Origin of the sequence: Streptomyces sp. KL116D, assembly GCF_030766975.1 — a bacterium.
Lineage (GTDB): Bacteria > Actinomycetota > Actinomycetes > Streptomycetales > Streptomycetaceae > Streptomyces > Streptomyces longispororuber_A.
The window spans coordinates 168,376-193,477 of sequence record NZ_JASERH010000084.1; the positions used below are offsets into that span (position 1 = coordinate 168,376).

Sequence of the window (25,102 nt, forward strand, 5' to 3'; positions counted from 1 at the left end):
CGGGCATGCCGATCGCGGCGTCCTCGCCACCCTCGACCGGACGGCCCTGCGGGCTTCGGCCCGGGCCGCGCTCGGCGTCCCCTGACGGCGCCCGGCTCGTCTCGTCAACGGTGGCGGCAGCCTGGGCGCGGCACGGCTCACCGAGGCGTCGGTGGGCCTGGCGGCACGCTGGCGCGGACGCGACGACGTCCACCTGCTCATCAAGACGGGCCCGGCCGCCCTGGAGGACACGCGCCGCCGCCTCCTCGGCACCCCGGCCGTCGCCGTCCCCTACCTCGACCGGATGGACCTCGCCTACGCCGCCGCCGACCTGGTGGTGTGCCGCGCCGGGTCCGCGACGGTCGCCGAGCTCGCCACCACGAGGGTGCCCGCGGTCCTCGTGCCCTATCCGCATCGCGCCCGGCGACCACCAGACCCACAACGCCCGGGTGCGGTCCGACGCAGGAGCGGGCTGCTGCTCGCCGACGCGGACACCACCGCCGAGGCGCTCGCCGCCCTCGCCGAACCCCTGCTCGCCGATCCGGCGCGACTCGCCGCCATGTCGGCAGCGGCGCCCGCAGGACTGCGCACGCCAGGGCGGCCGATCTCCTGGCCCGCCACGTCATCGAACTCGCAGGAACACAGAGGGAGTTGCAGTACTCATGAATGCCACGTCCAGTTGGGCAGACCGCACCGTTCTCGTCACCGGAGCGGAGGGATTCATCGGCTCGACGCTGGTCGACCTGCTGCTCGCGGAAGGCGCGGACGTGCGGGCCTTCGTCCACTACAAGCCGTACGCCGAGAAGGGCCATCTGGCCCATCTGCTCGACGACCCCCGCGTTCAGCTCCTCGCGGGCGACGTCCGTGACCCCGGCCGGGTGTCTGGACGCCGTCGAGGGCTGCGACACGGTCTTCCACCTCGCGGCGCTGATCGGCATCCCGTACTCGTACGACTCACCGGGCGCGTACGTCCAGACGAACGTCGTCGGAACGGAGAACGTGGCGGAGGCCTGCCGCCGCCATGCGGTGCGCCGCATGGTTCACACGTCGACCAGCGAGGTCTACGGAACGGCGCGCACGGCCCCGATCGACGAGTCCCACCTCGCTGCAGCCGCAGTCCCGTACTCCGCTTCCAAGATCGGCGCGACATGACGGCACTGTCCCACTGGCACGCTCTTCGAACTGCCGGTGACGGTGGTACGCCCCTTCAACACCTACGACCCCGGCAGTCGGCACGCGCCGTCATCCCGACCATCCTGGCCCAACTGCACGCGGGTGCACAGGAGATCAAGCTGGGCTCCCGCACGCCGACGCGCGACTTCACCTACGTGACCGACACGGCGCGCGGCTTCAGCGGCGGCCGCCGACTGCGACTCCGGGCCCTGCGGGTCCTCAACCTCGACCGGCCGGGAGATCTCGATCGGCGACTCGCCCTCGCGCTGATCGCGGCCTCCGGGCGCGACGCGCGCGTGGTGGCGGACCCGTCCCGGCTTCGCCTCCCTCGGGCAGCGAGGTCCACAGGCATAGCTGTCCGAGCAACTCCCGGGCGCGGGAGTGGACGGGCTGGGAGCCGCAGGTGTCGCTGGAGGACGGCCTCAAGCAGACGTCGGAGTGGGTGGCGGCGCACTTGCACCTAGTTCGCCCCGGACCGCTACCAGGTCTGATCGAAGTCTCTCAACTACCGTCGCGGTGACATCGGTTCGGATACGGCGGATGGCCGGATTCTGAACCTGGCGTCCTCGCGATTTTGGAGACCGCGCGCGCTCGACCGCCGCGCCACACCCGCCACTGGGCATGAGGTTACCCGCCGGCACCCGCATCGCGCTGCCCCTCGCACTGGGCGATGATGTCCCGTCAGTACAACTCCTGTGGGGGGACGATGAACCATCGCACCAATTCCTTCTCGCGGCACTGCTCGCCGCCGCGGCCCTCGCACTCACCGCCTGCACCGCCGACAACACGCCGGTCGAGGCCGAAGCCCAGGCGGGCCCGACGAAGTCCGCCGCTGCGCCGTCTCGACGTGAGCACCGCGGAGCGGGCGGCCCACATCCCGCCGGAACCGACCGGTCAGGAGCGCGCATCGCTGCTGAAGATCCTCACGCCGCGGCCAACCCCGACATCGTGAAGTACGAGGACAAGGCCGTCGACGCCGCCCGCAACCTGCGCGCGGCCATCAACGGCGGTGCGGGCAAGCTGGATTGGTCGGCCGGTCGGCGCTTCACGTACAAGGACGTGACGACGCCGACCGCGCAGGGCGCGCAGATCAACTTTGACTCGCTCAGGCCGAGCAGGTTCTGTCAGTCCTGATCCGTGCGGGGCAGGATGCCCGAGCGGTCCGACGAGCGCGGCCCGGCCGGCGAGGGCGCCGATCGGGCCGCGGTGCGTGGTGGCGCGCGTCAGGCGGTCACCGCGGTCTTCGCGGTGCGCGTCATGCGGAGCGCGGAGACCAGAAGAAGACGCCGCCGAGGTGAAGCTAGCGTAGCCCGCGAGGCTGCTCAGTGAGGCGTCGTCGCCGCCGGCCTGGGCGATGAACGAGGCGCCGGCGAGCGTGGAGATGGCGCCGCTGGCGATCATCGCCCACTGGCCGCCAAGACCGCGACGCGGAGAGCGCCGACGACGAGCTGGATCGAGCTCCTGTCGTGATGGCCCTCCAGGCGCCCCAGACCCGCAGGACCGCGGACAGTGCCGGAGGTGGCGGCGAGTGCCAGGCCGATGCCGGTCATGCGCGCTCAGCGCGATGTTCAGGTGCAGTGCGGAGCGGGCCGCCGTTCGCCTTGGCGGACCGGACGTCGACGATCGCGGCCGCCGCGTCGAACGGCGGGTAGATCACCAGCAGGGTCACGCTCGGCGGGCCCAGTCTCGAGGCGACGCTCGAGAAGAGGAGCCCGGCCCACACCGCGGCGAACGCGAAGCGCAGGAAGCTACAGCTTGCGCAGGTACCGCTGGCGCCGGGAGTGGTGGAGACGCGATGAGGGTGTCCATGGGAGTGCCTTCCTGGGGTGGGGCGAGGATCCGGCTCTGGCAGCGCGCGACCGTGGCAATCCGTGCCAGGAGAACGTTCTGTCTCCCTAGAAATGATGCGCTCGCACTGGCCACTCCCGATCAAGCACCGAACGTTCTCCCCGTGTTGCGTAGAGTGGGGACATGACGCGGACCACCACCCACAACGGCGGCGCCGGCAAGACCTCGGAAGCGCGCACGCGGCTGCTCGGCACGGCGACTCCGGATCTTCTACGCGGAAGGCATCCACTCCAGTCGGCGTCGACCGGATCATCGCCGAGCGCAGGTGACCCGCGCGACGCTCTACCGGCACTGCTACCGGCAGGAGGACCTCGTCCTGGCCTACTCGACTTCAGGCCGACCAGATGATGCGCGGGCAGATCTCCGGCCCTGGAGGACGCCGGATCGGCGGTCGACGCGGTGCGCCGTCGCGAGGGCGACGCCACCGTGCGGCATCCGGTCCGAGGGGTTCCGGTGCGCGTCTCTCTCAACGCGGTGTCCGAGTACCCGGATCCGGCCCATCCGGTCTCCAGGCCGCACTGCGGCACCGGCAGTGCCCTCTCGACGACCGCCACGGGCCTGCTGGCGCGCATCGGTGACGCTCCCTGCGGACGCCGATGGGCGCCACATGGTCATGCGCTGAGGGACGGCGCGATGGTGGCGCGCTGCCTGTTCGACGCGGCGCTGATCTCCGAGACCTTCCTGCGGGGAGTCGAAGGCATCGTGCAGAGCCGGGTGCGGGCGGCGCCGTCGGTCGGCTGAGTCGGCGGGGCGAGAGGGTCGGCTTGGTAGCTCAACGCCGCCTCGCGCTCGGCTCTCCTCGTCAGCCGGCCCGGCTCGGCGCCGCGACGCCAGTGAGGCGTTCGGCCTCTGCCCACAGGCGCGCCGCGACGGACCTGTCCCGCGCGCTGCGGCGCGCGGGAACCGCCTTGGTCGGGCCGACCATGGCCCAGCGCGGGCCGTAGTAGCCGCCGGGCGTGGTGTCGGGGCTGGTCGCCGCGTACAGGAGGGTTCCGCGCCCTGCTCCGGGCCCTGGGACGGCACGATCTCGTACAGGATCGTCGACTCGAGGAGGCCGGGGCGGCCGCCGTTCAGGGTCGGGCCGGACGTCATCAGGTTGGTGCGGGTGTAGCCGGCGCGCGCCGGCCGACACCAGGGAGCCAGCCGTGTTCGGCGGCGAGGTCGGACAGGTGCAGCATCGTACTCAGCATGTCGGCGAGCTTCGAGCGCTGGGCGTGTCAGCGCGGGTGCTGTAGCCGCGGGCCGACTGCAGGTCGTCGAAGTCGATGCGGGCCCGGTTCGCGGTGCCGCTGCTCATGAGTGGTGCCACTCGCGGGGCGGGTGCGGCGAGCGGCAGGCAGGAGTTTCTCGGACGGTGAGGGCGAACGGGCCGAGGAAGTTGCTGCCCAGCTGGAGTTCGAAGCCGTCGGTGGTCTCCGTGCGCTGGGGCACGTCTCGCTGACTCCGGCGTTGTTCAGGAGCAGGTCGAGCGGCCGGCCCTCGGTGATGAGGTCGCCGGCGAACGAAGCGGACCGATCGGTCCGGCCGGCTGGTCGAGGCGGCGTACCTCGACCTGGGCGCCGGAGATGCGTGGCGAGTGATGTCGGCGCGGGCCTGCTCGCCCTTGGCCGAAGTGCGCACGGCGAGGACGACATGGGCTCCGGCGCGGCCAGCCGCTTGGCGGCCTCCTTGCCGGTGCCGCTGTTCGCGCCGGTGACGACGGCGAGCTTTCCGCGCTGGTCAGACCTGATACATGGCGAACCTCGTTAAGTACTGGCGGTATCTTGTCTCCGTTCCACGGCAACGTACCACCGGTCACTTATCAAAGTACCGCCAGTCTGTAATATGGCTGCGTGACCTTCCAGCGCGCTCGCACCGATGAACAACGCAGTCAGCGACGGCGTCAGATCCTGGACACCGCGGCCGCGATGCTCACGGAGATGCCGGTCGCGAAGCTGAGCCTGAACGAGCTGAGCCGACGCGTGGCACTGGCCAAGGCCAACGTGCTGCGGTACTTCGAATCGCGCGAGGCTGTGCTCCTCGACCTCCTCGACGCCGAGATCCGGGACTGGATCGCCGAACTGGAGACGTCACAGACCGAGCGGTGACGCTGTCGGCGGCGGCACTGCACGGAAGCGCGCGGAGACCGGCTGGCCGACACGCTGGCCACCTCCATGGCGCGCCGGCCGGTCCTGTGCGACCTGCTCAGCGCCCAGGGCGCGGTCACTGGAGCACTGCCTATCTCCACCGAGGTCGCCATCATCGCTGCATCCGGCACAAGCGCGCGGCCCGGGACGCCCTGCGATCCCTGATCCAGGATCAGTGCTGCGCCACGTACCCGAACTCGGCGCCGGGGGCTGCCGCCGCACTCTCGTGGAATCGGCCCTGCTGATGGCCATGACGGCGTGGCAGTGCGCGCCCGTCGGACGCCATGCTCGCCGCGTACGCCACGGCCGAACTGGCGAGCATGCGGCTGGACTTCGGACCGACCTGGTCCGCCGGACGACGGCGGTCACCACCTCGGGCCTGCTCGCCCGGCGGGAGCCGTCGGCCTGAGCCGCGGTCTGTGACTTCTCGATCTTTCGGGCGCGATCGAGCAAGATGCGGGTCCGCCGCCGCTTGCGCGGAACGGCGGGACCCGATCTGAGGAGCATCGGCCGTGGTGTGCACCCGTGCGGACCGGCCTCTCACGTGGTTCACGGCCGTACGTCTGCTTGTAACGACGCGCGCAAATGCCACGTTCTGCCAAGGGTGCTCTGGTTGACGGGTCTCCACGACATGGTTTCGGGGCGGCTCACAGGAACCCATGTTCCGGGCGGCCGATTGTTTTCGAGGCGGTGCATCCGAGGACCGCCCACCGCCGGTAGTAACGGAAAACAGGTGGTCGCCCCAGACCCTGCTGACCTGCCTTGACCAGGCTCCCGCCGCGCCCCGGCTCTGTTCATTACGGGCTCTGCAAGGGGCGCTGGCGAGCTTGACGGCCCTTCGGGGATCTGAGGACACGACAGACACCCGGGGGAGGGGCTGCCTGGTTGCACGCCCGAGCCACCGCGCCCATGCAGGTCATCCGGGGCCGTGGGAATCGCATCGTCGCGCGTTGATGGGCGAAGGGGAGGTCGTCCCGCACGGGAGCTCGGATGACAGGGGTTCGATGGCGCGCTGCCCGGGGCGCGGGGCGCGGCACGCGGTGACCGTCGTTTCTCGCCGACCCGTTCGAGCCAGGTCAGGAGGGCCTCGCGGAGGGCGTCGGCCACCAGTGCCGGTGTGAGGTGAGGCCCGCGAGGTTGTCGAGTTCGTACGGGTCCGATGCCAGGTCGTACAGCTCGGTCTCGACGTAGTGGACGGCCGCCGCGTCGTGCCACGGATCCGCGTCCGGCGCCGTGACGACGTACTTCGCAGCGGTCCGTGCGCACCGCCCGCGCCACCTGGTCCTCGCTGATCTGAACGAGGACCTCGGGCCGTCGGCCGGGGTCCGTGCCGCCGCCGGTGAGCGGCAGGGAACGAACGGCCCTGGACGCCGGGCGGCGCTTCGACGCCGGCAGCGGCGAGCAGCGTGGGCATGAGGTCCGCCGTGCGGGCCGGATGCCGGACCAGTCCGCCGCCGGTGAAACCGGGCCCGTCAGGGCGAGCGGCACCCGGACCTGAGGCGTCGTCGCCCGAGCGCTTGTACTCGCCGTTGCGGGTGCGGAAGTGCGAGCCGTGGTCCGCCGTCCACGCGAGGACCGTGTCGTCCGTGAGGCCGAGGCTGCGCAGGGCGTCGCGGAGCCGGCCGACGCCTCAGTCACCCGCTTGATCTGGCCCAGGTATCCGGCCAGGTGCGGTGGGCGCGCCCTGGGGCGCGTGGAGGGGCTGAGCGCCGCGAGGTCGGGCGGCAGCCAACCATGCCCTGCTGGTGTGCGGTGCTGGCTGTCCGGCGCGGGATAGCGTCGGTCGGCGTTCTGGCGTGCGCTCGATGAGCGAGACGAACAGGAGGAGCGGGGCGGTCGCGGTGGTCGGCGAGGATCCGGATCGCTGCGCGTCGATCAGTGCGTCGGAGCGGTAGCCGGGCAGCCGCACCGGCCGGTCCGACGTGTCGTACAGGACGGTGCGGTACGCGTCCGAGGTGAATTCGAGGGCCTCGACGCGAGCCACTCCTGGTAGCCGCCCGCGCCTCCGCGGAACCGGACCCGGCCGTTCGGGGCTCCGGCCAGATGCCACTTGCCGATGTAGCCGGTCGCGTACCCGGCCGCCGCGAACCAGCCCGCGAGCGTGGGCAGGTCGGCGCAGCGGCAGCCCGTTGCGGTGCACGCCCGCGCGGTCGGCGGTCGGCCCGCTGCAGCGCCGAACGCGGCAGGCGCGCAGACCGGGTTGGGCGTGATCGCCTGCTCGATGAGGGTGCCTTCGCGGGCGATCCGGTCGAACTGTGGCGTCAGTCCGGTGGGTCCGCCGTGCACGCCGGTCGTGTCCCACCGCTGCTGAGTCGGTGAGGATGACGACGACGTCGTGCGGTCGCGGCGCAGCGGGGCTCACGCGGCGGCCGTCGGGACAGGTCGTCGGGGTGCCGGTCGCGGCGGTGGAGGCGCCGGACGCGATGCCGTGCTCCGGCCGGGCACCGACTCCGGGGACAGGAGCGTGACGTACGGCCGTCGACGCCGACTCGGCACGTCCCGCCGATAGTGACCGGGCCAGCTGAAACGCTCGTGGTCGTCGGAGTCGTCGACGCCGTAGTGCCGGGTGGCGCGGTTGTCCCAGATGGCGACGTCGCCGACGCGCCACCGCCAGCGGACGGTGTTCTCGGGGCGCTCGACGTGCCGCTGGAACAGCTCCAGCAGGTCGCGGGAGTCGCGCCCGGTGAGGCCCTGATCCGCTGCAGCACGAAGTTGCCGAGGAGCAGCGTGCGCTCACCGGTCTCGGGGTGGACGCGGACTGACGGGGTGCTCGGTCAGGAACTTGATCTTGGCGAACACGTCGCGAAGCGGGCGAGCGGTTCCGGTATTTCGCGTCGGGGCGCAGGGCCGCGTAGCCGTAGTCGTTGGAGTGCACGGCGCGCAGGCTCTCGGCGAGGTTCCGCAGCTGTTCCGGCAGGTTCTCGTACGCCGTCGCGGTGCTGGGCCCACAGGTGTTGCGCCGTACGGCGGATCGTGCGGGCGTGCAGGATCGAGAACGCGGTAGGCCGGGACGAACGTCACGTCGCTGTGCCACTGGCTGCAGCACGGCCGCCGTAGTCGAGTTGATGGGGAACGAGTAACGGCCGTCGGCGGACGGGACGGTGGGGTGCGCGACCGGGGTGCCCAGCATGGCGGCCGAGGCGCCTCGCGGAGCCGGTGTCGAGGTGGTCCTGGCCGCGGAAGAAGATCGACCTTGTGGGCGAGGAGGGTGTCGCGGATCTCGGTGACGGTTTCGGGGGACAGGTCCCCGCCGAGGCGGAGCGCCTTCGATGACGGCAGCCCAGCCGGCCGCTCGAGGTCCGGGCGACTCGTGAGGAGGTGCGGGTGCAGGAGTGGGTGCGGTGGTGGTCATGAAGGTGCCCTTTCGAGGGTCAGGTACCGATTCGTTTCTGAGGGCAGCCACCGCAGTGCGCGTGGTCCGCTCTGGTGGGAGCGCGCTGGTGGAGTGGATGCCGTCCACGTGTGCGGGGAGCCGCCGAGGGATCACGGTTCCGCGTCCCTCGGGAGTCAGCGGAGGCGACTCAGGGACAGGCGCGGGGACACGTCGTCACGGGCGCATGGGTCAGGCGCGTGGCAACCGGTGCCGGACAGCGTCAACCGTCGACCAGACCGCTCCGACGCCGGTCGCGACGCCAAGGAGGGCGCTGAGCTGGGGAGTTGACGGCCGAGGGGGTGAGCGTCCGTGGTCCGGTGAATCTCACGGCGCCGCACTGTTGGCGGCTCCGCGGCCGGTCGTGGACGCGTAGGCTGCGTGACCGCTCAGCCGCCCCGCCCCGCCGTCAGCCAGGGACCCCACGATGACGCAAGCCGACGAGACCACGGCCCCGCCGCCGCAGCCCCCGCGCATGGCGGGGGACGGCCGGCGGGACGCCAACGCCGCGACGGTGCTGCGGACCGTCCTCGACCACGGGCCCGTGGCGCGCGGCGGCGTCGCCCGGCTCAGCGGTCTCAGCCCCGCCGCCGTCTCCCGGCAGTGCACCGACCTGAGCAGGCGCGGACTCCTGCGCGATCTGCCGGAACTCGCGTCGGGCGGCACCGTCGGCCGGCCTCAGATACCCGTCGACCTGCACACCGGCGAGCTCGGCGGACCGCTGGCGGCGGGGGTGCACATCGGGGTGCCGGCCTCCACGTTCGGGCTGGTGGATCTGCGGGGCCGCATCGTGGCCCGGCGCACCTTCCGGCACGACGGCATCGACCGGAGGACGGAGCTGCCCGGCCGGGTCGCCCGCGAGCTGGGGGAGTTCCTCGCCGGACGGCCGCAGGGCAGGCCGCTGCTCGGGGTCGGCGCGATGCTCGGCGGCTGGGTCGACCCCGGGGCCGGGACCGTCGTGCGGCACGACGCGCTCGGCTGGCACCACCGGACGCTGGCCGCGGACCTGTCCCGCGCACTCGACCTGCCCGTACGTCTGGACAACCACGCCCGGGCCATCGCGCAGTCGGAGATCCTCTTCGGCCTGCCCGCCGCGCGACGCAGCCTCGTCCACCTCTTCGTCGGCAACGTCGTCGACGCGGCCCTGGGCATCGCCGGTGTCGTGCACCGGGGGCCGCGCTCCGGAGCCGGGGACGTCGCCCACCTTCCGGTGCCGGACTCGACCGTGCCGTGTGCGTGCGGGCGCACCGGATGCCTGGAGGCGACCGCGTCCGACACGGCGCTCGCCGCCGTGGCCGTACGGCGCGGCATCATCCCCGAACCGGACTCGATGCTGCTCTGGGACGCGGCGGCCACCGGCGATCCGCGCGCCGACCGGCTGCTGCGCAGCAGGGCCCGCGCCGTGGGCCGGGCCGCCGCGCTCCTGCTCGACGTGCTCGACCCCGACCTCGTGGTGATCACCGAGCAGTCGAGCATCCTCAACTCCGCCTACCTGGAGGAGATCCGGGGCGCCGCCGTCGATCACTCGCACGTCTGTGACGACCCCGAGCGACTCGTCAGTCCCCATGCCGGGCCGGGCGTGCTGCCGGTCGCGGCCGGGACGGTCCTGCTGAATCCGCTGTTCAGGAGCCCCTTGCAGGGGTGAGCTGCTCACGATGCGGACAGGGTCTGTTGACCGCTACCGATCGCCGCTGCCATATTGCTCGCGTGAATCCGGACAAGCGCCTCGTCTCCCGCAGGCACGTCGACCTCTGTCGACAGGCCAGCGCGGTCTGTGCCGCCGTCCGTCTCTGATTCCCCCGGCCTTCGCGCATCACCGCTGATCCCGGCTCGCTGAACTTCCCTGCCGCGTCCTGCCGTTGACGCTGCCTCCGGCTGCTTCCCGGCAGGACGCTCGTGGCTGCCTCCGGGCGGCCGGCTCGCGCCTTCATTCCTGTCGCAGCGGAACAAATTTCCGAGGAACCCTTCTCGACGCCTCCGCTCGCGCCCTTCCCTTCCGAGGCAGGCCCCACGATGACCGACCCCTCTCCCCGTCCCTCGCTCCCGAACGCCCCGACCCGCCGCACCACCCTCCGGGCCGCCGGAGGAGGCGCCGCGCTCCTCGGACTCGGTCTGGCCGGCTGCCGCTCGGCCGTCTCCGACAGCAAGTCCGCAGGCGCGGGCGGCACGTCCGACGCGCCGCGACGCGGCGGAACCCTCGACATCGCGATCAACGCGGACTTCACACCCGCCCTGCTGTTCACCCAGACCGGCCAGTCCCTCCAGAACCGCCTCGTCTTCAACACCCTGACCCGCTACGACGACTCCCTGCGCCCGCAACCGGAACTGGCCACCTCCTGGACGTACGCGAAGGACGGCCGCAGCATCACGCTCCGGCTGCGCGACGACGTCACGTACCACGACGGCCGGAAGTTCACCGCGGACGACGTCGTCTTCGCCGTGAAGAACCTTCAGAACCCGCTCAGAGCAGCCCAGTTGAGGGCCACGGCCCTCGCGGTCAGCGGATTCGAGAAGCGCGGCGACCACGAACTGGTGCTCAAGCTGAAGCACCCCGTCGCCAACCTCTTCGACCTCTTCGAATTCATGATCATCACCGACCCGGACTCCGTCGAACAGGCCGTCACGGGAAAGAAGCTCAACGGCACCGGACCGTTCAAGCTCGCCAAGTGGAGCCCCGGCACCGGCCTCAGCCTCACCCGCAACGCCGCCTACTGGCAGCCCGGCCGCCCCTACCTCGACCGCGTCGAACTCCGCGTCGTCGCCCAGGCCGAAGCCCTCCTCTCCTCACTGCGCACCGGCCAGTCGCAGCTGTCCTACGACGTGCCGGGCAAGACCCTCGCCTCCCTCACGTCCGACGGCACCCTGCGCACCAAGGAGTACGCGGTCGGCGGCGGCGCGGCCTACCTCGGCGTCAACACCACCGTGAAACCGCTCGACGACCCCACCGTCCGGCACGCCCTCGCCTGGGCCGTCGACCGCGAACGGCTCGTCAAGCAGACCCTCGGCGGCTACGGATTCGCCTCCGCCGCCCCGTGGCCCAAGTCGTCTCCCGCCTACACCGAGGCCAACCGCACGCACTACACCTACGACCCGGGCAAGGCCCGAGAACTCCTCAAGTCGGCCGGACACAGCAGGCTCGACCTGCCGCTCCTGCACGTCAACACCCCCGGCGAGACGGCCAACGCCGAGTCCGTCCAGTACGACCTGAAGCAGATCGGCGTCCACACCACCCTGGAGCCGACCGACCCGGCCGTCTCCCAGAAGAAGCTCATCTCCCAGGGGATGCCCGCCCTGTGGGTCCAGGGACACGGCTTCGCCCAGGTCCAGCCCTCCACGCTCGCCGTCAGCGCCTACCCCTTCAACGAGGCCAAGAACACCTCGAAGTACCGCTCCGAGGAGTACACCGCCATCGTGCGGAAGGCCTGGACCGGCACCGGCCTGAGCGGTTCCGCGAGCCGCGCCCTCTACCAGGAGATCTCCGACGTCCTGCTCGACGCGGCGTTCGTCATCGACCTGGCCGTCCGCGGCCGGGTCGAGACGTCGAGCACGAAACTGCACGGCGTCACCATCAACAAGTTCGCCTACCTCAACCTCGACAACGCCTATCTGGCGAACGGGAGTTGACGTGCCGCGCTACCTCCTCAAACGCCTGCCGTCCGCGCTGCTCGTGCTGGCCCTCGCCTCCTTCGTCGTCTTCTCGATCCTGCGGCTCATCCCCGGCGACCCGGCGAGCTCGCTGGCCGGACCCGACGCGAGCGCCGAGACCGTCGCCGCGATCCGCACCCGACTCGGCCTGGACGAACCGCTGTTCACCCAGTACGCGCACTGGCTCGGCGATCTCGTACGGGGCGACCTCGGCCCCTCCTACGCCATCGGCGGGGACACCGCGTCCCTCATCGGCGACGGACTCGCCGCCACCGCCCAACTCACCCTGGGCGCCCTGGTGCTGGTCGTCCTGATTGGCGGCGCCCTCGGCATCGCCGGGGCCACCGCGCGCCGAGGCTGGGTGCGCGGCACCGTACGCGCCGTGACCACCGGCGCGCTCGCCGTGCCGCCCTACGTCACCGGTGTGCTCCTGGTCCTGGTCTTCGCCGTCGGCCTCGGCGTGCTGCCACCCGGCGGCCACGCCTCCTTCCTCGACGCCCCCGACCTCGCCGTCCAGTACCTCCTGCTGCCCGCCCTGTGCCTGGCGCTGCCCAGCGCCGCGATCCTCGGCCGCTACCTCAAGGACGGCATCGAGCATGCCCTCACCGAGGACTACGTCCGCACCGCCAAGGCCGCCGGAGTCGCACCCCGGCGGCTCCTGTGGCGGCACGCCGTCCCCAACGCGCTGCCGCCCGTCGTCACCCTGCTCGGCATGCAGACCGGTCACCTCCTCGGCGGCGCCGTCCTGGTCGAGGCCATCTTCGCCTGGCCGGGCCTCGGCCGGCTCGCCGAACAGGGCCTCACCCGCCGCGACTACCCCGTCGTCCAGGACCTGCTGCTCCTCCTCGTCGCGGTCTTCGTGGTCGTCCAGCTCCTCACCGACCTCGTGTACGCCTGGCTCGACCCACGGATCCGCTGGGAGTGACCACCGAAAATGACCCTCACCACACCAACTCCCCACCAGAGCACGGCACGTGCGCGCAAGAGCCGGCGCTCCCCGTACCTGACGGCACTCGCCACCGCGCGCGGCCGCACCGGCCTGCTGCTCGTCCTGCTGGTCGCCCTCGCCGGAGTCCTCGCACCCGCCCTGTCCGGGCACGCCCCCACCGACCAGAGCGGTGACACACTGCTCCCGCCGCTCAGCGCGGGACATCCGCTCGGCACCGACGACCTGGGGCGCGACCTGCTCAGCCGCGTCCTGTACGGCATCCGGGCCGACCTCGGCATCATCGCGGTCGCCGTGCCGCTGGGCGCCGCAGCGGGCTGCGCCTGCGCCCTGCTGGCCGCCGTCCACCCCGTCGTCGACACGGTCGTCCAGCGCGCCTTCGACCTGGTGCTCGCCTTCCCCGGCCTGATCCTCGCCCTCGCCGTCACGGCGGTGCTCGGCCCCGGCCGCACCCCCGTGATCGTCGTGATCGCGGTGGCCGAGATCCCGGTGTTCGGGCGGCAGCTGCGGGCCGGGATCCTCGTCCAGCGCGGCCGCGAGTACGTCGTCGCCGCGCGCGTGGGCGGCACCGGGCGGGCCCGGCTGCTGACCCGCCACATCCTGCCGAACGCCACCGACCCGCTCATCGTGCAGCTCGCGGTCTCCCTCACCGTCGCCGTGTTCATCGAGGGCGCCATGAGCTTCCTCGGCGTCGGCGTCCGGCCGCCCGCACCGACCCTCGGCGGCGTCCTCAGCCAGTCCATGCCGTACCTGTCCCAGCACCCCAACTACGCCGTGGGCCCCCTGCTCGCGGTGACCGCCCTCGTCCTCGGCCTCTCCCTCCTCGCCGAGGCCCTCAACCGGGAGGTGCGCCGATGACGGCCGAGCCCGCCCTGCTCCACGTCCGGGACCTGAACGTCGAGTTCGCCTCGCCCGACGGCACCCCCCTGCGCGCCGTACGGGACGTCTCCTTCACCCTGCGCCGCGGCGAAACCCTCGCGGTGGTCGGCGAGTCCGGCTCCGGCAAGTCCACCACTGCCCTCGCCCTGACCCGGATGCTGCCCGGCAGCGGCCGGATCACCAGCGGCGAAGTCCGCCTGGAAGGCGAGGAGTTGACGACCGCCCCGGAGGAGACGCTCCGCGCGGTACGGGGCAGCCGCATCGGCATGATCTTCCAGGACCCGATGACCTCCTTGAACCCGGTCCTCACGATCGGCCGCCAACTCGACGAGGTCCTGCGCGCACACGCGCCCCGCAAGGAGCGTGGGCGAGCCGGTGAGCAGACACACCGGGGCGACAGCCGCCCACGCGGCACCGACCGTCGACGGTGGGCGGGCGGCACGACCCGAGCCGCCCGCCGAGCTCGATCCGTCGAACTGCTCCGCCTGGTCGGCATACCCGAACCGGAGCGCCGCCTGGACGACCACCCGCACCAGTTCTCCGGCGGCCAGCGCCAGCGCATCCTCATCGCCCTGGCGCTCGCCGGCGAACCGGATCTGCTCGTGGCCGACGAGCCGACCACCGCGCTCGACGCCACCGTGCAGGAACAGATCCTCGACCTGCTCGCCGACCTCGGCCGCACCACCGGTGTCGCCGTCCTCCTCATCACCCACAACATGGGCGTCGTCGCCCGCTCCTGCGAACGCGTCCTCGTCATGTACGGCGGAACCGTGGTGGAGGAGGGGGCCACCCGCGACGTCCTGACCCGGCCCCGGCACCCGTACACCGCGGGACTGCTCGCCGCCGTGCCACGCCTGGCCTCGCCGTCCGGCACCCGCCTCACCGGGATCCCCGGCAGCCCGCCCGACCTGGAACTCCTCGGCACGGCCGGGCACCAGGGCTGCGCGTTCGCCGCGCGCTGCGCCGTGGCTCAGGAGCGGTGCCACACCGAACCGCCCGTGCTCGTGGCGGCGGGGGCGGGACGCGTCGCCTGCGGACCCGCCACCGACGGAACGTACACCCCGGTCGCCCTGCCCGAACCCGAGCGGATCGAACGCCCGGCACCCGGAGCCGTCGTCCTGTCCGCCGACGGCATCCGCAAGACCTACCGGCGCGGACGGCGCACCTTCGCCGCCCTCGACGACGTGTCGCTCACCCTCCGCGCGGGCGAGACCCTCGGCATCGTGGGGGAGTCCGGATCAGGCAAGTCGACGCTCGCCCGGGTCCTCGCCCACGCCCACCCCGCCGACGCGGGCACCCTGAGCCTGCGCGGCCACGACGTGACCCGGCCGCGTCGCCGCGCCCTGCACGACGTGCGCCGCGAGGTGCAGATGGTCTTCCAGGACCCGTATGCCTCCCTCAATCCGCGCCTGACCGTCGGCGAGATCATCGCCGAGCCACTCATCGCCTTCGGCCTCGCCGCGGAACGGGACGAGCGCGAACGCCGCGTCGCCGCCCTGCTCGGCCGGGTCGGCCTCGACCCGTCCGCGGCGGACCGCCGGCCCCGCTCCTTCTCCGGCGGTCAGCGCCAACGCATCGGCATCGCACGGGCGTTGGCCCCGGAACCCGCCGTCCTCATCTGCGACGAACCGGTCTCCGCGCTCGACGTCTCCGTCCAGGCCCAGATCGTCAACCTGCTCACGGACCTCCAGCGCGACCTCGGCCTCGCCCTCGTCTTCATCGCCCACGACCTCGCCGTCGTACGCCAGGTCAGCCATCGCATCGCGGTGATGCACCACGGCCGCATCGTGGAGACAGGGCCCGCCGACGCGCTCTGCGAATCCCCGACGAACCCCTACACCCGAGCCCTCCTGTCCGCCGCCCCCGACCCCGCCGAACTCGTCCCCGCCTGAACCAGGATCGGCCGTCCTCGCCGCCCCGTCCTCGCCGTCGTCCGGTCAGTCGCCTTCCCCCAACTGGGTCAGGGCGGCACGGAAGTCGTCGAGGGCCGGTCCGAACTCAAGAAGGGCGACGTGGAAGGTCGTCCGGTCGATCAGGGCCCCCGCCAGTGTGCGTGGTCCGGCCGCGGGATCGTGGCGAGCCAGCCGACGGGCCAACTCCACTCCGTCGTCGAACAGGGAGCGCACTCCTTCCGGGAACCGGCAGGCGTGCTCCTGCCAGGAGACGGCGGAGCGGACGGTCAACTGCCTGTGCAGCCATACCAGTTCGGCCAGGTACCGGTCCGGGTCCTCGGCCGCTCGCGAAGTCAGGGCGTCCACGTCTTCACGAAGGGCATCACGGCTGTCGAAGTAGCGACGCCTGACGTCGGGCGACCAATGGTAGGGAGTCGCACCCGACGGGGGACGGGGCTCACCGGGCGCGGGCCGGTCGCCGTCGGTGCGGGACAACATCAGCAGCACGGCCCAGAAGGACCTCTGATAGCCGCTCCAGGACTTCCGCTCACCGGTAGCGGCCAACTCCGTCAGCAGTGCCAGCGCCTCCTGCCGCACGGCGGCAGCCTGCTCTGACCGGCCCTGGGCGTCCAGTACCTGGGCGTACGCGAGGACCGCGTGCAGATGACAGGCGATCGGACCGCGGTCGTTCGCGGCGTCGCCGGCCTCCATAGCGATGAGAGTCTCGAAGGCGGCGCGCGTCTCGCCGGACCGACCGGCGTCATGGAGATTGGCGATCCACTGCAGGAGCGTCCAGGCCAGAGCCCCTTCGCGGGAGCCACCGGCCTGTTCCACCGTTGCCAACTCGGTCAGGGCATCGGCGGCCTCGGCATACCGGCCTTCCTCGGAAAGGCCGGTGGCCCAGGTACCCAGACCGCCGATCGTGGAGGTGCCCGGCCGTTCGGCCTGCGCGCGGCCGATGGCGAGCATCTCCGCGCGCAGGGCGAGCCCCTCGGAGCGGCGGCCCAGGTCGTACAGCTCCCACTGGCACGCGTCGAGGGCCCGGTACAGAACCTGCGCACGGCCGGGCTCGGCCGGATCGATGGCCCGCGCCGCGGCCACCGCCTCCTCACACAGCAGCAGTGAATCGGGGTGCTTCCGGCCGGTGCCGGTGTCGTACCTCATCCGCTGCAACGCCTCGGCCAGGAGTGGGAGATACGAGGCAGGGCTGACCTGAGCGAGAACCCGATAGGCGGCCACTTCCTCACGCGGAGTGCGACGTCCCGACGCGAGCAGGATGTTGCGTGCCCGCACGATGTCGTCCTGATCGACGTTCCCCGATGGATTCATGACGGAGATTCTGAGCTTCCCGGGGAGGGCCGAACAAGGCTGGAAGGCTGTGCCGTTCGTCCTACGAAAACACTCGCTGACCTGTCATGATGGATGTGATGTCACTTCCGCGCGGTTGACCCGGCCGTCGCCTACTCGGTGAATTGCGGATCCTTCTTCTGGTTGTAGACCTCCTTGCCGGACGCGTTGTAGGCGTGGACGTAGGGGCTCGGGCCCGCATAGTGCTGTTCGGGGGGCGTGTCGGGCGAGAGGGCGGCCGCGTAGACGAACGCGCCGCCGGCCATGGCCGCCGGGTACTCCTTCGGGTCGTCCCCGTAACTGATCGTGATCTTGGTGATGCCGGAGGTGTAGTGGCCGGCGCCGAGCATGAGGTACTGCCCCTTGCCCGCGGGTTCGCTGAGGGAGTCGAAGTACTCGACCGTCCGGCCGGTGCCCCACAGACGGTCGTTGATGAACGTGGGCGGAGAGTCCGGACTGGTGCCCTTGTCGCCCTTCGACTCGCACTGCACGTACTGGCCGGCGGAGTCGACGGCGATGACCACGCCGTCCGAGTTCTTCGAGGTGACGGGGGTACGGACCCCGATCACCGGGTGGTAGCGCGAGGCGTCCTTGCCCAGACAGGAAGCGAGGATCCTGGTGATGGTCGCAGCGCCGATCGGGGTGGTCGCCCCGCTGATGATGGTGAAGGCGTCCTGCGCGGACGACGCGTCGCCCGAGGACGAGGACGAGGACGAGGACGAGGACGGGGACGAGTCGGGTCCGCCCGACGCGGAACCGGTCGTCGTGCTCGGAGTCGGGGACGCGGTGCCCGTCGGGTTCCCGGCGGGACCGGCGACGAGCGGCTTGGCATCTCCTGCCCCGCCGAAGGCGGTCACGGCTGCGACGCTCACCGCGACGACACCGGCGGCGACGCCTACCGGCACCCCCCACCTGCGTCGCTGCGAAGCATCGTCCTGCTCCTCCGGGCCGATCTTCATCAAGAGCTCCTCTCGGGTCCGCCGGTGATGCGGCAGATCACGATCAGAAGGAGCCGCGGGAATGCCTCGTGCGTCCTTCACCGTGCGACCTCCTTCGCGTGGACGGGGTTCTGCGAACTGAACGGCGCGGGAAGCGTGGCGTCGCCGACGAGGTCGGCCCCGAGTCTGCGCCGCGCGCGATGCAGCCTGGACTTCACGGTGCCGACCGCGACCCCCAGCGCCACCGCCGCCGCCTGCTGATCCAGACCGGACCACACGCAGAGCTCGACGACCTCGCGTTCGTGCCGCGGCAACCGGGCCAGCGCCCGGTGGATCTCCGACATGCGACGCTCGTCGTCGACGCGCCCGGCGACGCGGTCCGCGTGGTCGGCCACCGACTCGTCGTGCGAGACGAGCCGACGCAGCAACGCCTCGGCTCTCCGCAACCGCCGCCTGGTGTTCGACAACAGGCGATCGGCGACGCCCAACAGCCACGGCAGGGCCGAGTCGCGGTCCAGCACCGTCTCCGACCGCCGCCGCCAGGCGTGCAGGAACACGGTCGAGGTGAGGTCTTCCGCCTCGGCCCAGTCGGCCGTCCGCCGGAACAGATAGTTGTAGACGGCCTTCCCGTGCCGGTCGAAGATCCGGCCGAACGCCTCCCGGTCGCCGTCGACGGCCCGCGCCCACAGCTCGCGATCGGATGTCCCTCCGACCGGTGCGCCGGGACCAGCGTCGTTCAGTTCCATGCTCTCTACGTGTCCGGCACTCGGCCCGAGGTTCCCGCTGAGCCCAACTGATTCCGGCGGAAGGAGTGGGCCCTCATTGCCGCACCGTTCCACGGGCGCCCAGCAGGAGTCGGCTCTGGTGCAGCAGCCGGCGGCTGACTTCTATCCGCTCACGGCTCGACTGGACCAGGAGGCGGCTTCGTTCGACCGAACTGCGCGACCTCCACAGCCGTTCCAGAAAGTCGTAACGGACCACGTGAACTGTCAGCTTCTCGACCCCCCGTTGCGCTGACACCAGGCTCTACCCCTTCACGGCCGCCGCTCCGCTGTCATCAAGACCTGGAGCTTCACTATCGAGGCAGTCGTCCATGACGGGTATGGGAAATCGTAGAACTTCTGACTTTCCGCCGGATGCGCCTGTTGCGCCCCGCGCTCCCCGGTGGGAGAGGTGCAGGTGTGGCGGAATTCGGCGGTCCGCTGGGCAACGACGGCGGCGGGGCGCGGGCGCGGGGCGCGATCGGGAGGCACGTACTTCCTGTGCGGCGTTCAGGTGACCTTGGGCTGGGCGAGCCGATCGATGCGGGCGAACCGGACATGAGTGGGAGACGTCAGGCTCGTCCCGGGGTCCGGTTCTCCCGGGTCTCCCGTTCCGGCGAAGGATCTTCAGATGCGTATCTCTGCTCGCGTTGCCACGGCCGTACTGTCACTCGCCGTCGTGGTCGTCCCCTGCACGGCGCAGGCCACCGAACGGCCGACGGCCCCGCCGCCCCCTTCCTCCGTCACGACTGACTCGTGCGCGGCGGACGTGGTGCGCGGCGGCAGTCCCGCGTCCACGGTGGACCGGGTCGCCGACTTCTACGGCGCGTACATCGACGCCGTCGACGACGGCACCGACCGCCTCCCGGACCAGCTGCGCGCCCACTACCTCACCCGCGACCTGCGGCGGCGGCTTGCGGGCTGGGAGCAGACGAACCATACCGACGGGGTGCTGCGCGCCCAGGACGTTCCCCGGCACTGGGAGGTGCGCCACCAGGGCGCGAGCGCCGGCCACGTCTTCTCGATCGTCACCCTGACCTGGGGCAGCACGCAGCACCCCACGTACACCCGGATCGCGGTCCGAAGCGATCTGCGCACCAAGCTGATCTCGGACATCAGGCAGGCCTGACCGACCACGGGCGAGGAGCGGTTGCGCACCTCGGCTTCGGCGGCGACACAGGTCGCATGAGTCAACGCCGGCGGTGGTTCGGGCGGCCCGTGGGATCGGTGGGTGGGGCTGTCGGCGGCTGGAACGTGCCGAACTGTTCGCCGGAGAAGGTGAATCGGCCACCACTGGTGGGCGCTTCCACGTCGGCCAGGCGCTCGCGTTGGGCGAGGAAGGGGACGTCCACGCTCAGTCGCTCAGGGGCTGAACGGGCACGGTCCGTGGACTGCATGACCATGAGCGGGTCGAACATCACGATGGTTCCGGCGATGACGAGGAAGGCCAAGGGTCCCACCAGCATGGGCACCAGCATGCCGAAGGACGAGCCGGTGGCGTAGACGGGGGCGCTCTGCGCATGCAGGTGGACGTGGAGGGCCGCCATGCCGGTGTAGTGCATGCCGGTCACGGCGACGCCCATGACGAGACTGGCGCCCAGACTCCAGGCGAGGCCCCTGTCCTGAACCGCGCACCACAGTGCGGCAGTTGCCGCCACGATGGCGATGGCGAGGGACAGCGCCACGGTGGGGGCGTCGTAGTCGAACGAGGAGTTGCGTACGGTCATGGCGGACATGCCCATGTAGTGCATGCCCGCGACGCCGAGGCCCGTGATGATGCCGCTGATCACGAGTGCCGGTACGGTCGCTCCCCGGTATCCGACGATGAACACGCCCACACTCACCACGGCGATGGCCACGGCCAGGCTCGCGTACGTCATGGGCCAGTCGAAGTCGACCGGCGCCTCCGCCACGCTGAAGCCCATCATGGCGATGAAGTGCATCGCCCAGATGCCCGAGCCGATGGTCGCCGCCCCCAGGGCGAGCCAGGCCGGGCGGCGCCGCGAGTCGCCGGACTTCAGGGAGCGGGTGGTGCAGCGCAGCCCCAGTGCGCTGCCGAAGTACGCCATGACGTACCCGACGGCGGGTGTCACTGCCCCGTACGTGAACCCGTCGATGGTGCCTTCCATGACAAGAGCAGCCTTCCTTGCCGGTAGTGCGGCCGGGTGGTCAGTTCCGGTCTCGGATGTGGTAACTGCCGCAGGATTCCATGCAGTTGGTGATCGTCGAGGAGTATTACAGGACAGTGTCCAGTATTCGGTCACGAATCCACCACGGCTGGGCCACGCTATCTGCACCGATGAGGTGATCTTGCGTTTATCGTCGATTTGCGTGTTTGCCCTGGCGCACGCGCACGGCTCACCACCCGCTCAGGAGGCGGTAGCCGGCTGCCGGCCCGAGGATCGAACCGTGGCCGCGGCCGGCGCGGGTGCTAGTTTCCTTGCCGTGTTGACTCATCAGGACGAGACCAGGGCGGCCTACGACGGGGTCGTCGACCTGTACGCCTCGATGTTCGCCGATCGGCTGGAGACGCAGCCGTTCGCACGGAACATGATCGCCACCTTCGCCGAACTCGTGCGCGCCACGGGGAACGTGCGGGCAGCCGACCTCGGGTGCGGTCCTGGCCATCTGACCGCCATGCTGCACGAGTTGGGGCTGGACGCCTTCGGGCTCGACCTCTCCCCGGCCATGGTCGACCACGCCCGCCGGGCCCACCCGGCCCTCCGGTTCGACGAAGCGCGGATGGAGGCCCTGCCGGTCGAGGACGGCTCGCTCGGCGGAGTGCTGGCCCACTACTCGATGATCCACACCCCACCCGCGGAAGTGCCCGCGCTGCTCGCGGAACAGGTGCGTGTCCTGGCGCCGGGAGGGCTGCTCATGGCGTCCTTCTTCGGGACAGACGGGCCGGAACCGGTCCGCTTCGACCACAAGGTGGCACCCGCCTACAGCTGGCCGGCGGACCGGTTCGCCGAGCTGTTGACCGGAGCGGGACTCGTCACGGTCTCCCGGTTGCTCCACGACCCCATGTCCGAACGGGGCTTCCTCGACACCCACTTGATCGCCCGTCGGCCCTAGCGGGGGCTCCTCGTGCGCGGGGTCTTCTCGGCGCGGTCCATCCGTCATCGCTTGACCGTGATGTGAGACTTGCCGCATGGACATGGGGCGTGAGTCGCGGTGGGAGAAGGACGCAATGACGGTGGAGATCGTCTTCGCCCTGGTGACTGCCCTCGTGCTGGGTGCGGCCGTCTTCGCCGTCCCGCTGGCTCTCGCATCAGCCTTTGACATCTCGGGATCGGCGAGGAAGGGCGTGCTGGTCGGGGGCGCGCTGCTCGGAGCGACGGCCGGGGCGTGGCGTCTGGTACGGGTGCTGGTCCGGTTCGACAGGCAGCGCCGGATGGGCCGTTGACCGCGGGGCGTCTGCGAGGTCGGGTGCGACATACGCGGTTGCGAGGCTGAGCGGCAACCCATGTGTGACGGTTCGTTGATCGTTTAGGCTGGCGGCCGGGTGCTGGGGAGCGCCCGACAGGGCCTGGGGGACCAGGGGTTGCAGGGGGGGACAGGGATGAGGACGACCGATGCACGGACGCGAAGCACACTGAGACAGGGCGCCCGGCCCGGCCGGGGCAGGCGGATCGGATGTCTGGCGGCCGTGGTGGTGGCGGCGCTCCTGCTGATCGGCGGCGTCACCGTCGCGCTCCTGGAGGCCACCGGGAACCTGCCCGGCAACTCGATGGACACCGTCTGGGAGACACCGGCCGACCCGGCGGCTGCCGAGCATGGCAACGGTTACTGGCAGGCTGGCGACACCCTGGTCCGCAGCCGCTTCGACGCGGTCACCGGCTACCACCTGAAGACCGGGAAGCAGCGCTGGACATACGTGCCGGAGGGGCGGTCCGAGATCTGCTCCACCTCCGCCCCCGACGCTTCGGTGCTGCTGGTGGTCCGCGGGGAGAACGTCAGCGCCGCCGAGGCTGCGGACGAGGGCTGTGCCACGGTCACCGCGCTCGACCTGAAGACCGGACGAGAGCTCTGGAGCAGTTCCCGCAAGGCATCGGCCAAGGCCGCCGCCGGCCGTCCGATGAGCGGCACCGTAGCCGCGGGCGGCGGACTCGGCGTCATCATCGCCGCCTGGACGGACGAGATCGGCAAGCCGGTCGCTGATGGCCGCAGGGCGATCCGCGCCGTCGACCTGCACACCGGCGCACGTCGCTGGACGGCCACCCTTCCCGAGGACTGCGGGCCGTTCAGTGTCGGAGCCGCGAACCGCAAGGTCGCTGCCGTGCTCAACTGCGGCGAGGGCAGGCGGGCCCAGTTGGAGGCCGCCACTTTCGACCCGGCGACCGGCGCGCTGCTCCATCACGAGCCGCTGGACGCACGTCGGCCGGTTGACCCGGTCTCGTCGTCGGCCCCGGTCAAGGCGGTGGTCCTGTCCACCGATCCGCTGGTGGTCTCCGTGCGTCCTTCCGGTGACTACGAGCCCGGCACCGACGCCTTCTTCTCGTTCGGCGCGGACGGTCGGCGACTGGCCCGGATCGAGAGCTCCGGGGACTACGGGAAGATCGTCAGCGGCAAACCCGCCAAGGTTGCCGTCGACGGCGAACACCTCTACGCGGTCGCCCAGCGTGACAGCAGCAGCATCACGAAGTCCCGGGCGGTCGCCATCGACCTCACGTCCGGGCGTCTCGTCTGGCAGGCGGACTACGCCCGGGGGAACACCCTGGCCCTCGCGGCCCGTGACGGCAGGGTCTCCGTGCTGCATGAGCGGGCCCGGCACCAATCCATGGAGAGCCTCTACGTCTTGGACGGCGCCACCGGCGAGGAGATCGACGACCGGAACTTCGCCAAGGACCTCGACCGCAACGACAGATGGCTGGCCGGACTCCTCGACACGGACGGGTTGGTGATCGTCTCTCGCTACGACACTGAGGGGCCCGGCCGTCCCTTCGTCGCCTACGAACGCTGGTGAGCGCGCCTGTCAGGGATGTCGGCCGCCGAGCAGGTCGTTGAGGCGAGGCGGGGCCAGACCGCTCCACCGTAGGTGACACGGCGTACCAGCACCTCGAACGGGCCCCGCCGGCCCCGCCGTTGCATCCAATCGGCCAGCAGCACGGTCGCGAACCAGGTGGCCGTGGCCAGGAGGGCCGTGGTGGCGACCGTCAGGGTTCCGGAGAGGTTCAGCAGGAACGGGGTGAACGTCACGGCCCAGACCACGGACTGTGCGAGGTAGCAGGTCATGGATCGCCGGCCGACAGCAGCGATCGCGCTCACCACGCGCCCCTGCCGTGATGCGACCCTCGTCGCCACCAGGGCCACGAGCGCCGCGTAGCCGAACCCGCCGAGGACACCTGCCGCATCGTGCAGCGGCCCGATCACCTCCAGCGCCTCCCCGCCGGGGACATCGACGACCCCGGCGGCCATCAGCGCGGCGGGCTGAGCCCCGAGGACCGCGATGGTGATCCCGACCGCGGCCGTGATCCGGAGCAGGGTCCGGTACCGCTCGGGTTCCTCCAGGATGCGGCGCCGCCCCGCCCACAGGCCGACCGCCAGCGGGCACAGGAACCCGATCGGTCCCAGAAGCGCCACCACGGGCGCCACCTCCATGCGGGCGGTGAACATCGTGCCCAGGCTCGGAGGCAGCATCGACGGGTCCGGCGGATCCGCGCTCACGGCCGACGAACCGTCGCTCGGTAGTGACACCAGCACGAGGAACAGCAAGGCGGTCAGGAGCAGCCACCGGTCCTTCCAGCGCACCATCCACGCCCCCGCGAGCAGCAGCACTCCGTAGGCGGCCAGGATGTCGCCGACGTACAGCAACATCGCGTGGGCCGTGCCGATGACGATGAGGGCCAGGCCACGCCGCCACAGCAGCCGCCGCACGTCCCGCGGCCGGGACGCGGCCTGCCGGCGCACGATGTGTGCCACCCCGTAGCCGAAGAGTAGGCCGAACATCGGGAACGCCCGGCCGTCGACGAACGTGGAGATCGTCCACGTGGTGGCCGAGTCGACCGCGGACCCGCCCTGCGGGAAGCCCCCGAAGACGTGCGAACCCCGAAGGAAGTAGTGGGAGTTGGCCAGCGCGATGAACAGCAGCATGAAGCCGCGCGCCAGGTCGGGAGCGAGCGCCCGCCCCGCCGGAGTCGTCGGTCCGGACCTTTCCGTCGTCATGACCCCAGTCAAGGACGCGCCGCACCCGTTCGG

At 71.3% G+C, this 25,102-nt stretch carries 21 protein-coding genes, 1 tRNA gene and 3 pseudogenes; 15 read left to right on the forward strand and 10 right to left on the reverse strand.

Annotation, left to right across the window (positions count from 1 at the left end; all coding sequences use genetic code 11):
• Window positions 1–151: 151 nt before the first annotated feature.
• Both RBJ77_RS32870 and RBJ77_RS32875 read left to right on the forward strand, forming a co-directional pair.
• Window positions 152–493, forward strand: a pseudogene (locus tag RBJ77_RS32870) (glycosyltransferase); the annotation flags it as partial.
• Between the two features lie 148 nt (window positions 494–641).
• A pseudogene (locus tag RBJ77_RS32875) lies at window positions 642–1,643 on the forward strand (GDP-mannose 4,6-dehydratase).
• A gap of 44 nt (window positions 1,644–1,687) precedes the next feature.
• Here the strand turns inward: RBJ77_RS32875 and RBJ77_RS32880 are convergent.
• Window positions 1,688–1,765: transfer RNA gene (locus tag RBJ77_RS32880), tRNA-Trp, on the reverse strand.
• 8 nt (window positions 1,766–1,773) lie between these two features.
• On the opposite strand from RBJ77_RS32880, the gene RBJ77_RS32885 reads away from it, so the two are divergent.
• Window positions 1,774–2,286 carry a hypothetical protein gene (locus tag RBJ77_RS32885; protein ID WP_372348309.1) on the forward strand — a complete coding sequence of 171 codons (513 nt, stop codon included), beginning with the start codon at window positions 1,774–1,776 and terminating at the stop codon, window positions 2,284–2,286.
• Between the two features lie 89 nt (window positions 2,287–2,375).
• Here RBJ77_RS32885 and RBJ77_RS32890 read toward each other — a convergent pair.
• Window positions 2,376–2,961 (reverse strand): annotated as a pseudogene (locus tag RBJ77_RS32890) (hypothetical protein).
• A 492-nt stretch (window positions 2,962–3,453) separates the two neighbouring features.
• Here RBJ77_RS32890 and RBJ77_RS32895 point away from each other — a divergent pair.
• Complete coding sequence (locus RBJ77_RS32895; protein WP_372348310.1) at window positions 3,454–3,741, forward strand: hypothetical protein; 288 nt, start codon at window positions 3,454–3,456, stop codon at window positions 3,739–3,741.
• A gap of 552 nt (window positions 3,742–4,293) precedes the next feature.
• Here RBJ77_RS32895 and RBJ77_RS32900 read toward each other — a convergent pair.
• The gene (locus tag RBJ77_RS32900; RefSeq protein WP_372348311.1) at window positions 4,294–4,431 is read right to left on the reverse strand and encodes a hypothetical protein; all 138 of its coding nucleotides are present in this window, start codon (window positions 4,429–4,431) and stop codon (window positions 4,294–4,296) included.
• Window positions 4,432–4,832: 401 nt separating this feature from the next.
• Between RBJ77_RS32900 and RBJ77_RS32905 the strand changes: the two genes are divergently transcribed.
• Complete coding sequence (locus tag RBJ77_RS32905; protein WP_372348312.1) at window positions 4,833–5,087, forward strand: TetR/AcrR family transcriptional regulator; 255 nt, start codon at window positions 4,833–4,835, stop codon at window positions 5,085–5,087.
• Window positions 5,088–7,001: 1,914 nt separating this feature from the next.
• Here RBJ77_RS32905 and RBJ77_RS32910 read toward each other — a convergent pair.
• Window positions 7,002–7,412 (reverse strand): sulfatase-like hydrolase/transferase, encoded by a 411-nt coding sequence (locus RBJ77_RS32910; RefSeq protein ID WP_372348313.1) that lies wholly within the window; start codon window positions 7,410–7,412, stop codon window positions 7,002–7,004.
• 72 nt (window positions 7,413–7,484) lie between these two features.
• On the reverse strand, window positions 7,485–7,790 hold the full coding sequence (locus RBJ77_RS32915; protein ID WP_372348608.1) for a TauD/TfdA dioxygenase family protein: 306 nt from the start codon (window positions 7,788–7,790) through the stop codon (window positions 7,485–7,487).
• A 1,133-nt stretch (window positions 7,791–8,923) separates the two neighbouring features.
• Here RBJ77_RS32915 and RBJ77_RS32920 point away from each other — a divergent pair.
• The 6 genes from RBJ77_RS32920 (at window position 8,924) to RBJ77_RS32945 (ending at window position 15,858) form a co-directional block, all read left to right on the forward strand.
• Entirely contained in the window at window positions 8,924–10,141 is a 1,218-nt protein-coding gene (locus RBJ77_RS32920; protein ID WP_372348314.1) for an ROK family protein, read from the forward strand.
• Window positions 10,142–10,203: 62 nt separating this feature from the next.
• Window positions 10,204–10,290: a putative leader peptide gene (locus RBJ77_RS32925; protein WP_372348609.1), complete on the forward strand. Its 87-nt coding sequence runs from the start codon at window positions 10,204–10,206 to the stop codon at window positions 10,288–10,290.
• Window positions 10,291–10,509: 219 nt separating this feature from the next.
• On the forward strand, window positions 10,510–12,120 hold the full coding sequence (locus RBJ77_RS32930; RefSeq protein ID WP_372348315.1) for an ABC transporter substrate-binding protein: 1,611 nt from the start codon (window positions 10,510–10,512) through the stop codon (window positions 12,118–12,120).
• A gap of 1 nt (window position 12,121) precedes the next feature.
• Complete coding sequence (locus RBJ77_RS32935) at window positions 12,122–13,066, forward strand: ABC transporter permease (protein WP_372348316.1); 945 nt, start codon at window positions 12,122–12,124, stop codon at window positions 13,064–13,066.
• Between the two features lie 9 nt (window positions 13,067–13,075).
• Window positions 13,076–13,945, forward strand: coding sequence for an ABC transporter permease (locus RBJ77_RS32940; protein ID WP_372348317.1), 870 nt, complete (start codon window positions 13,076–13,078; stop codon window positions 13,943–13,945).
• Complete coding sequence (locus tag RBJ77_RS32945) at window positions 13,942–15,858, forward strand: ABC transporter ATP-binding protein (protein WP_372348318.1); 1,917 nt, start codon at window positions 13,942–13,944, stop codon at window positions 15,856–15,858. Before RBJ77_RS32940 ends, RBJ77_RS32945 begins: the two co-directional genes overlap by 4 nt.
• Before the next feature lie 45 nt (window positions 15,859–15,903).
• Here RBJ77_RS32945 and RBJ77_RS32950 read toward each other — a convergent pair whose 3' ends face one another.
• From RBJ77_RS32950 to RBJ77_RS32960, 3 genes are all read right to left on the reverse strand, one after another.
• Entirely contained in the window at window positions 15,904–17,022 is a 1,119-nt protein-coding gene (locus tag RBJ77_RS32950; protein ID WP_372348319.1) for a hypothetical protein, read from the reverse strand.
• Between the two features lie 296 nt (window positions 17,023–17,318).
• The gene (locus RBJ77_RS32955; RefSeq protein ID WP_372348320.1) at window positions 17,319–18,164 is read right to left on the reverse strand and encodes a hypothetical protein; all 846 of its coding nucleotides are present in this window, start codon (window positions 18,162–18,164) and stop codon (window positions 17,319–17,321) included.
• 77 nt (window positions 18,165–18,241) lie between these two features.
• The gene (locus RBJ77_RS32960; protein ID WP_372348321.1) at window positions 18,242–18,889 is read right to left on the reverse strand and encodes an RNA polymerase sigma factor; all 648 of its coding nucleotides are present in this window, start codon (window positions 18,887–18,889) and stop codon (window positions 18,242–18,244) included.
• Between the two features lie 646 nt (window positions 18,890–19,535).
• On the opposite strand from RBJ77_RS32960, the gene RBJ77_RS32965 reads away from it, so the two are divergent.
• A complete protein-coding gene (locus RBJ77_RS32965; RefSeq protein ID WP_372348322.1) occupies window positions 19,536–20,033 on the forward strand; it encodes a hypothetical protein in 498 nt (165 codons plus the stop codon).
• A 61-nt stretch (window positions 20,034–20,094) separates the two neighbouring features.
• On the opposite strand, the gene RBJ77_RS32970 is transcribed toward RBJ77_RS32965, so the two are convergent.
• Entirely contained in the window at window positions 20,095–21,033 is a 939-nt protein-coding gene (locus tag RBJ77_RS32970; protein ID WP_372348323.1) for an MHYT domain-containing protein, read from the reverse strand.
• Between the two features lie 316 nt (window positions 21,034–21,349).
• Here RBJ77_RS32970 and RBJ77_RS32975 point away from each other — a divergent pair, with 316 nt between their 5' ends.
• From RBJ77_RS32975 to RBJ77_RS32985, 3 genes are all read left to right on the forward strand, one after another.
• Window positions 21,350–21,979 carry a class I SAM-dependent methyltransferase gene (locus RBJ77_RS32975; protein ID WP_372348324.1) on the forward strand — a complete coding sequence of 210 codons (630 nt, stop codon included), beginning with the start codon at window positions 21,350–21,352 and terminating at the stop codon, window positions 21,977–21,979.
• Window positions 21,980–22,055: 76 nt separating this feature from the next.
• A complete protein-coding gene (locus RBJ77_RS32980) occupies window positions 22,056–22,310 on the forward strand; it encodes a DUF6332 family protein (RefSeq protein ID WP_372348325.1) in 255 nt (84 codons plus the stop codon).
• Window positions 22,311–22,559: 249 nt separating this feature from the next.
• Complete coding sequence (locus RBJ77_RS32985; RefSeq protein ID WP_372348326.1) at window positions 22,560–23,870, forward strand: PQQ-binding-like beta-propeller repeat protein; 1,311 nt, start codon at window positions 22,560–22,562, stop codon at window positions 23,868–23,870.
• On the opposite strand, the gene RBJ77_RS32990 is transcribed toward RBJ77_RS32985, so the two are convergent.
• Window positions 23,855–25,069, reverse strand: a complete 1,215-nt coding sequence (locus tag RBJ77_RS32990; RefSeq protein WP_372348327.1) for a DUF418 domain-containing protein — start codon at window positions 25,067–25,069, stop codon at window positions 23,855–23,857. The genes RBJ77_RS32985 and RBJ77_RS32990 overlap by 16 nt on opposite strands.
• Window positions 25,070–25,102 lie beyond the last annotated feature (33 nt).

Bases quoted from the DNA above. Each gene is read 5' to 3' on its own strand.
- RBJ77_RS32885 (WP_372348309.1), top strand. From the start codon at position 1,774: ATGAGGTTACCCGCCGGCACCCGCATCGCGCTGCCCCTCGCACTGGGC.
- RBJ77_RS32920 (WP_372348314.1), top strand. From the start codon at position 8,924: ATGACGCAAGCCGACGAGACCACGGCCCCGCCGCCGCAGCCCCCGCGC.
- RBJ77_RS32930 (WP_372348315.1), top strand. From the start codon at position 10,510: ATGACCGACCCCTCTCCCCGTCCCTCGCTCCCGAACGCCCCGACCCGC.
- RBJ77_RS32940 (WP_372348317.1), top strand. From the start codon at position 13,076: ATGACCCTCACCACACCAACTCCCCACCAGAGCACGGCACGTGCGCGC.
- RBJ77_RS32945 (WP_372348318.1), top strand. From the start codon at position 13,942: ATGACGGCCGAGCCCGCCCTGCTCCACGTCCGGGACCTGAACGTCGAG.
- RBJ77_RS32950 (WP_372348319.1), bottom strand. From the start codon at position 17,022: ATGAGGTACGACACCGGCACCGGCCGGAAGCACCCCGATTCACTGCTG.
- RBJ77_RS32955 (WP_372348320.1), bottom strand. From the start codon at position 18,164: ATGAAGATCGGCCCGGAGGAGCAGGACGATGCTTCGCAGCGACGCAGG.
- RBJ77_RS32960 (WP_372348321.1), bottom strand. From the start codon at position 18,889: ATGGAACTGAACGACGCTGGTCCCGGCGCACCGGTCGGAGGGACATCC.
- RBJ77_RS32965 (WP_372348322.1), top strand. From the start codon at position 19,536: ATGCGTATCTCTGCTCGCGTTGCCACGGCCGTACTGTCACTCGCCGTC.
- RBJ77_RS32970 (WP_372348323.1), bottom strand. From the start codon at position 21,033: ATGGAAGGCACCATCGACGGGTTCACGTACGGGGCAGTGACACCCGCC.
- RBJ77_RS32980 (WP_372348325.1), top strand. From the start codon at position 22,056: ATGGACATGGGGCGTGAGTCGCGGTGGGAGAAGGACGCAATGACGGTG.
- RBJ77_RS32990 (WP_372348327.1), bottom strand. From the start codon at position 25,069: ATGACGACGGAAAGGTCCGGACCGACGACTCCGGCGGGGCGGGCGCTC.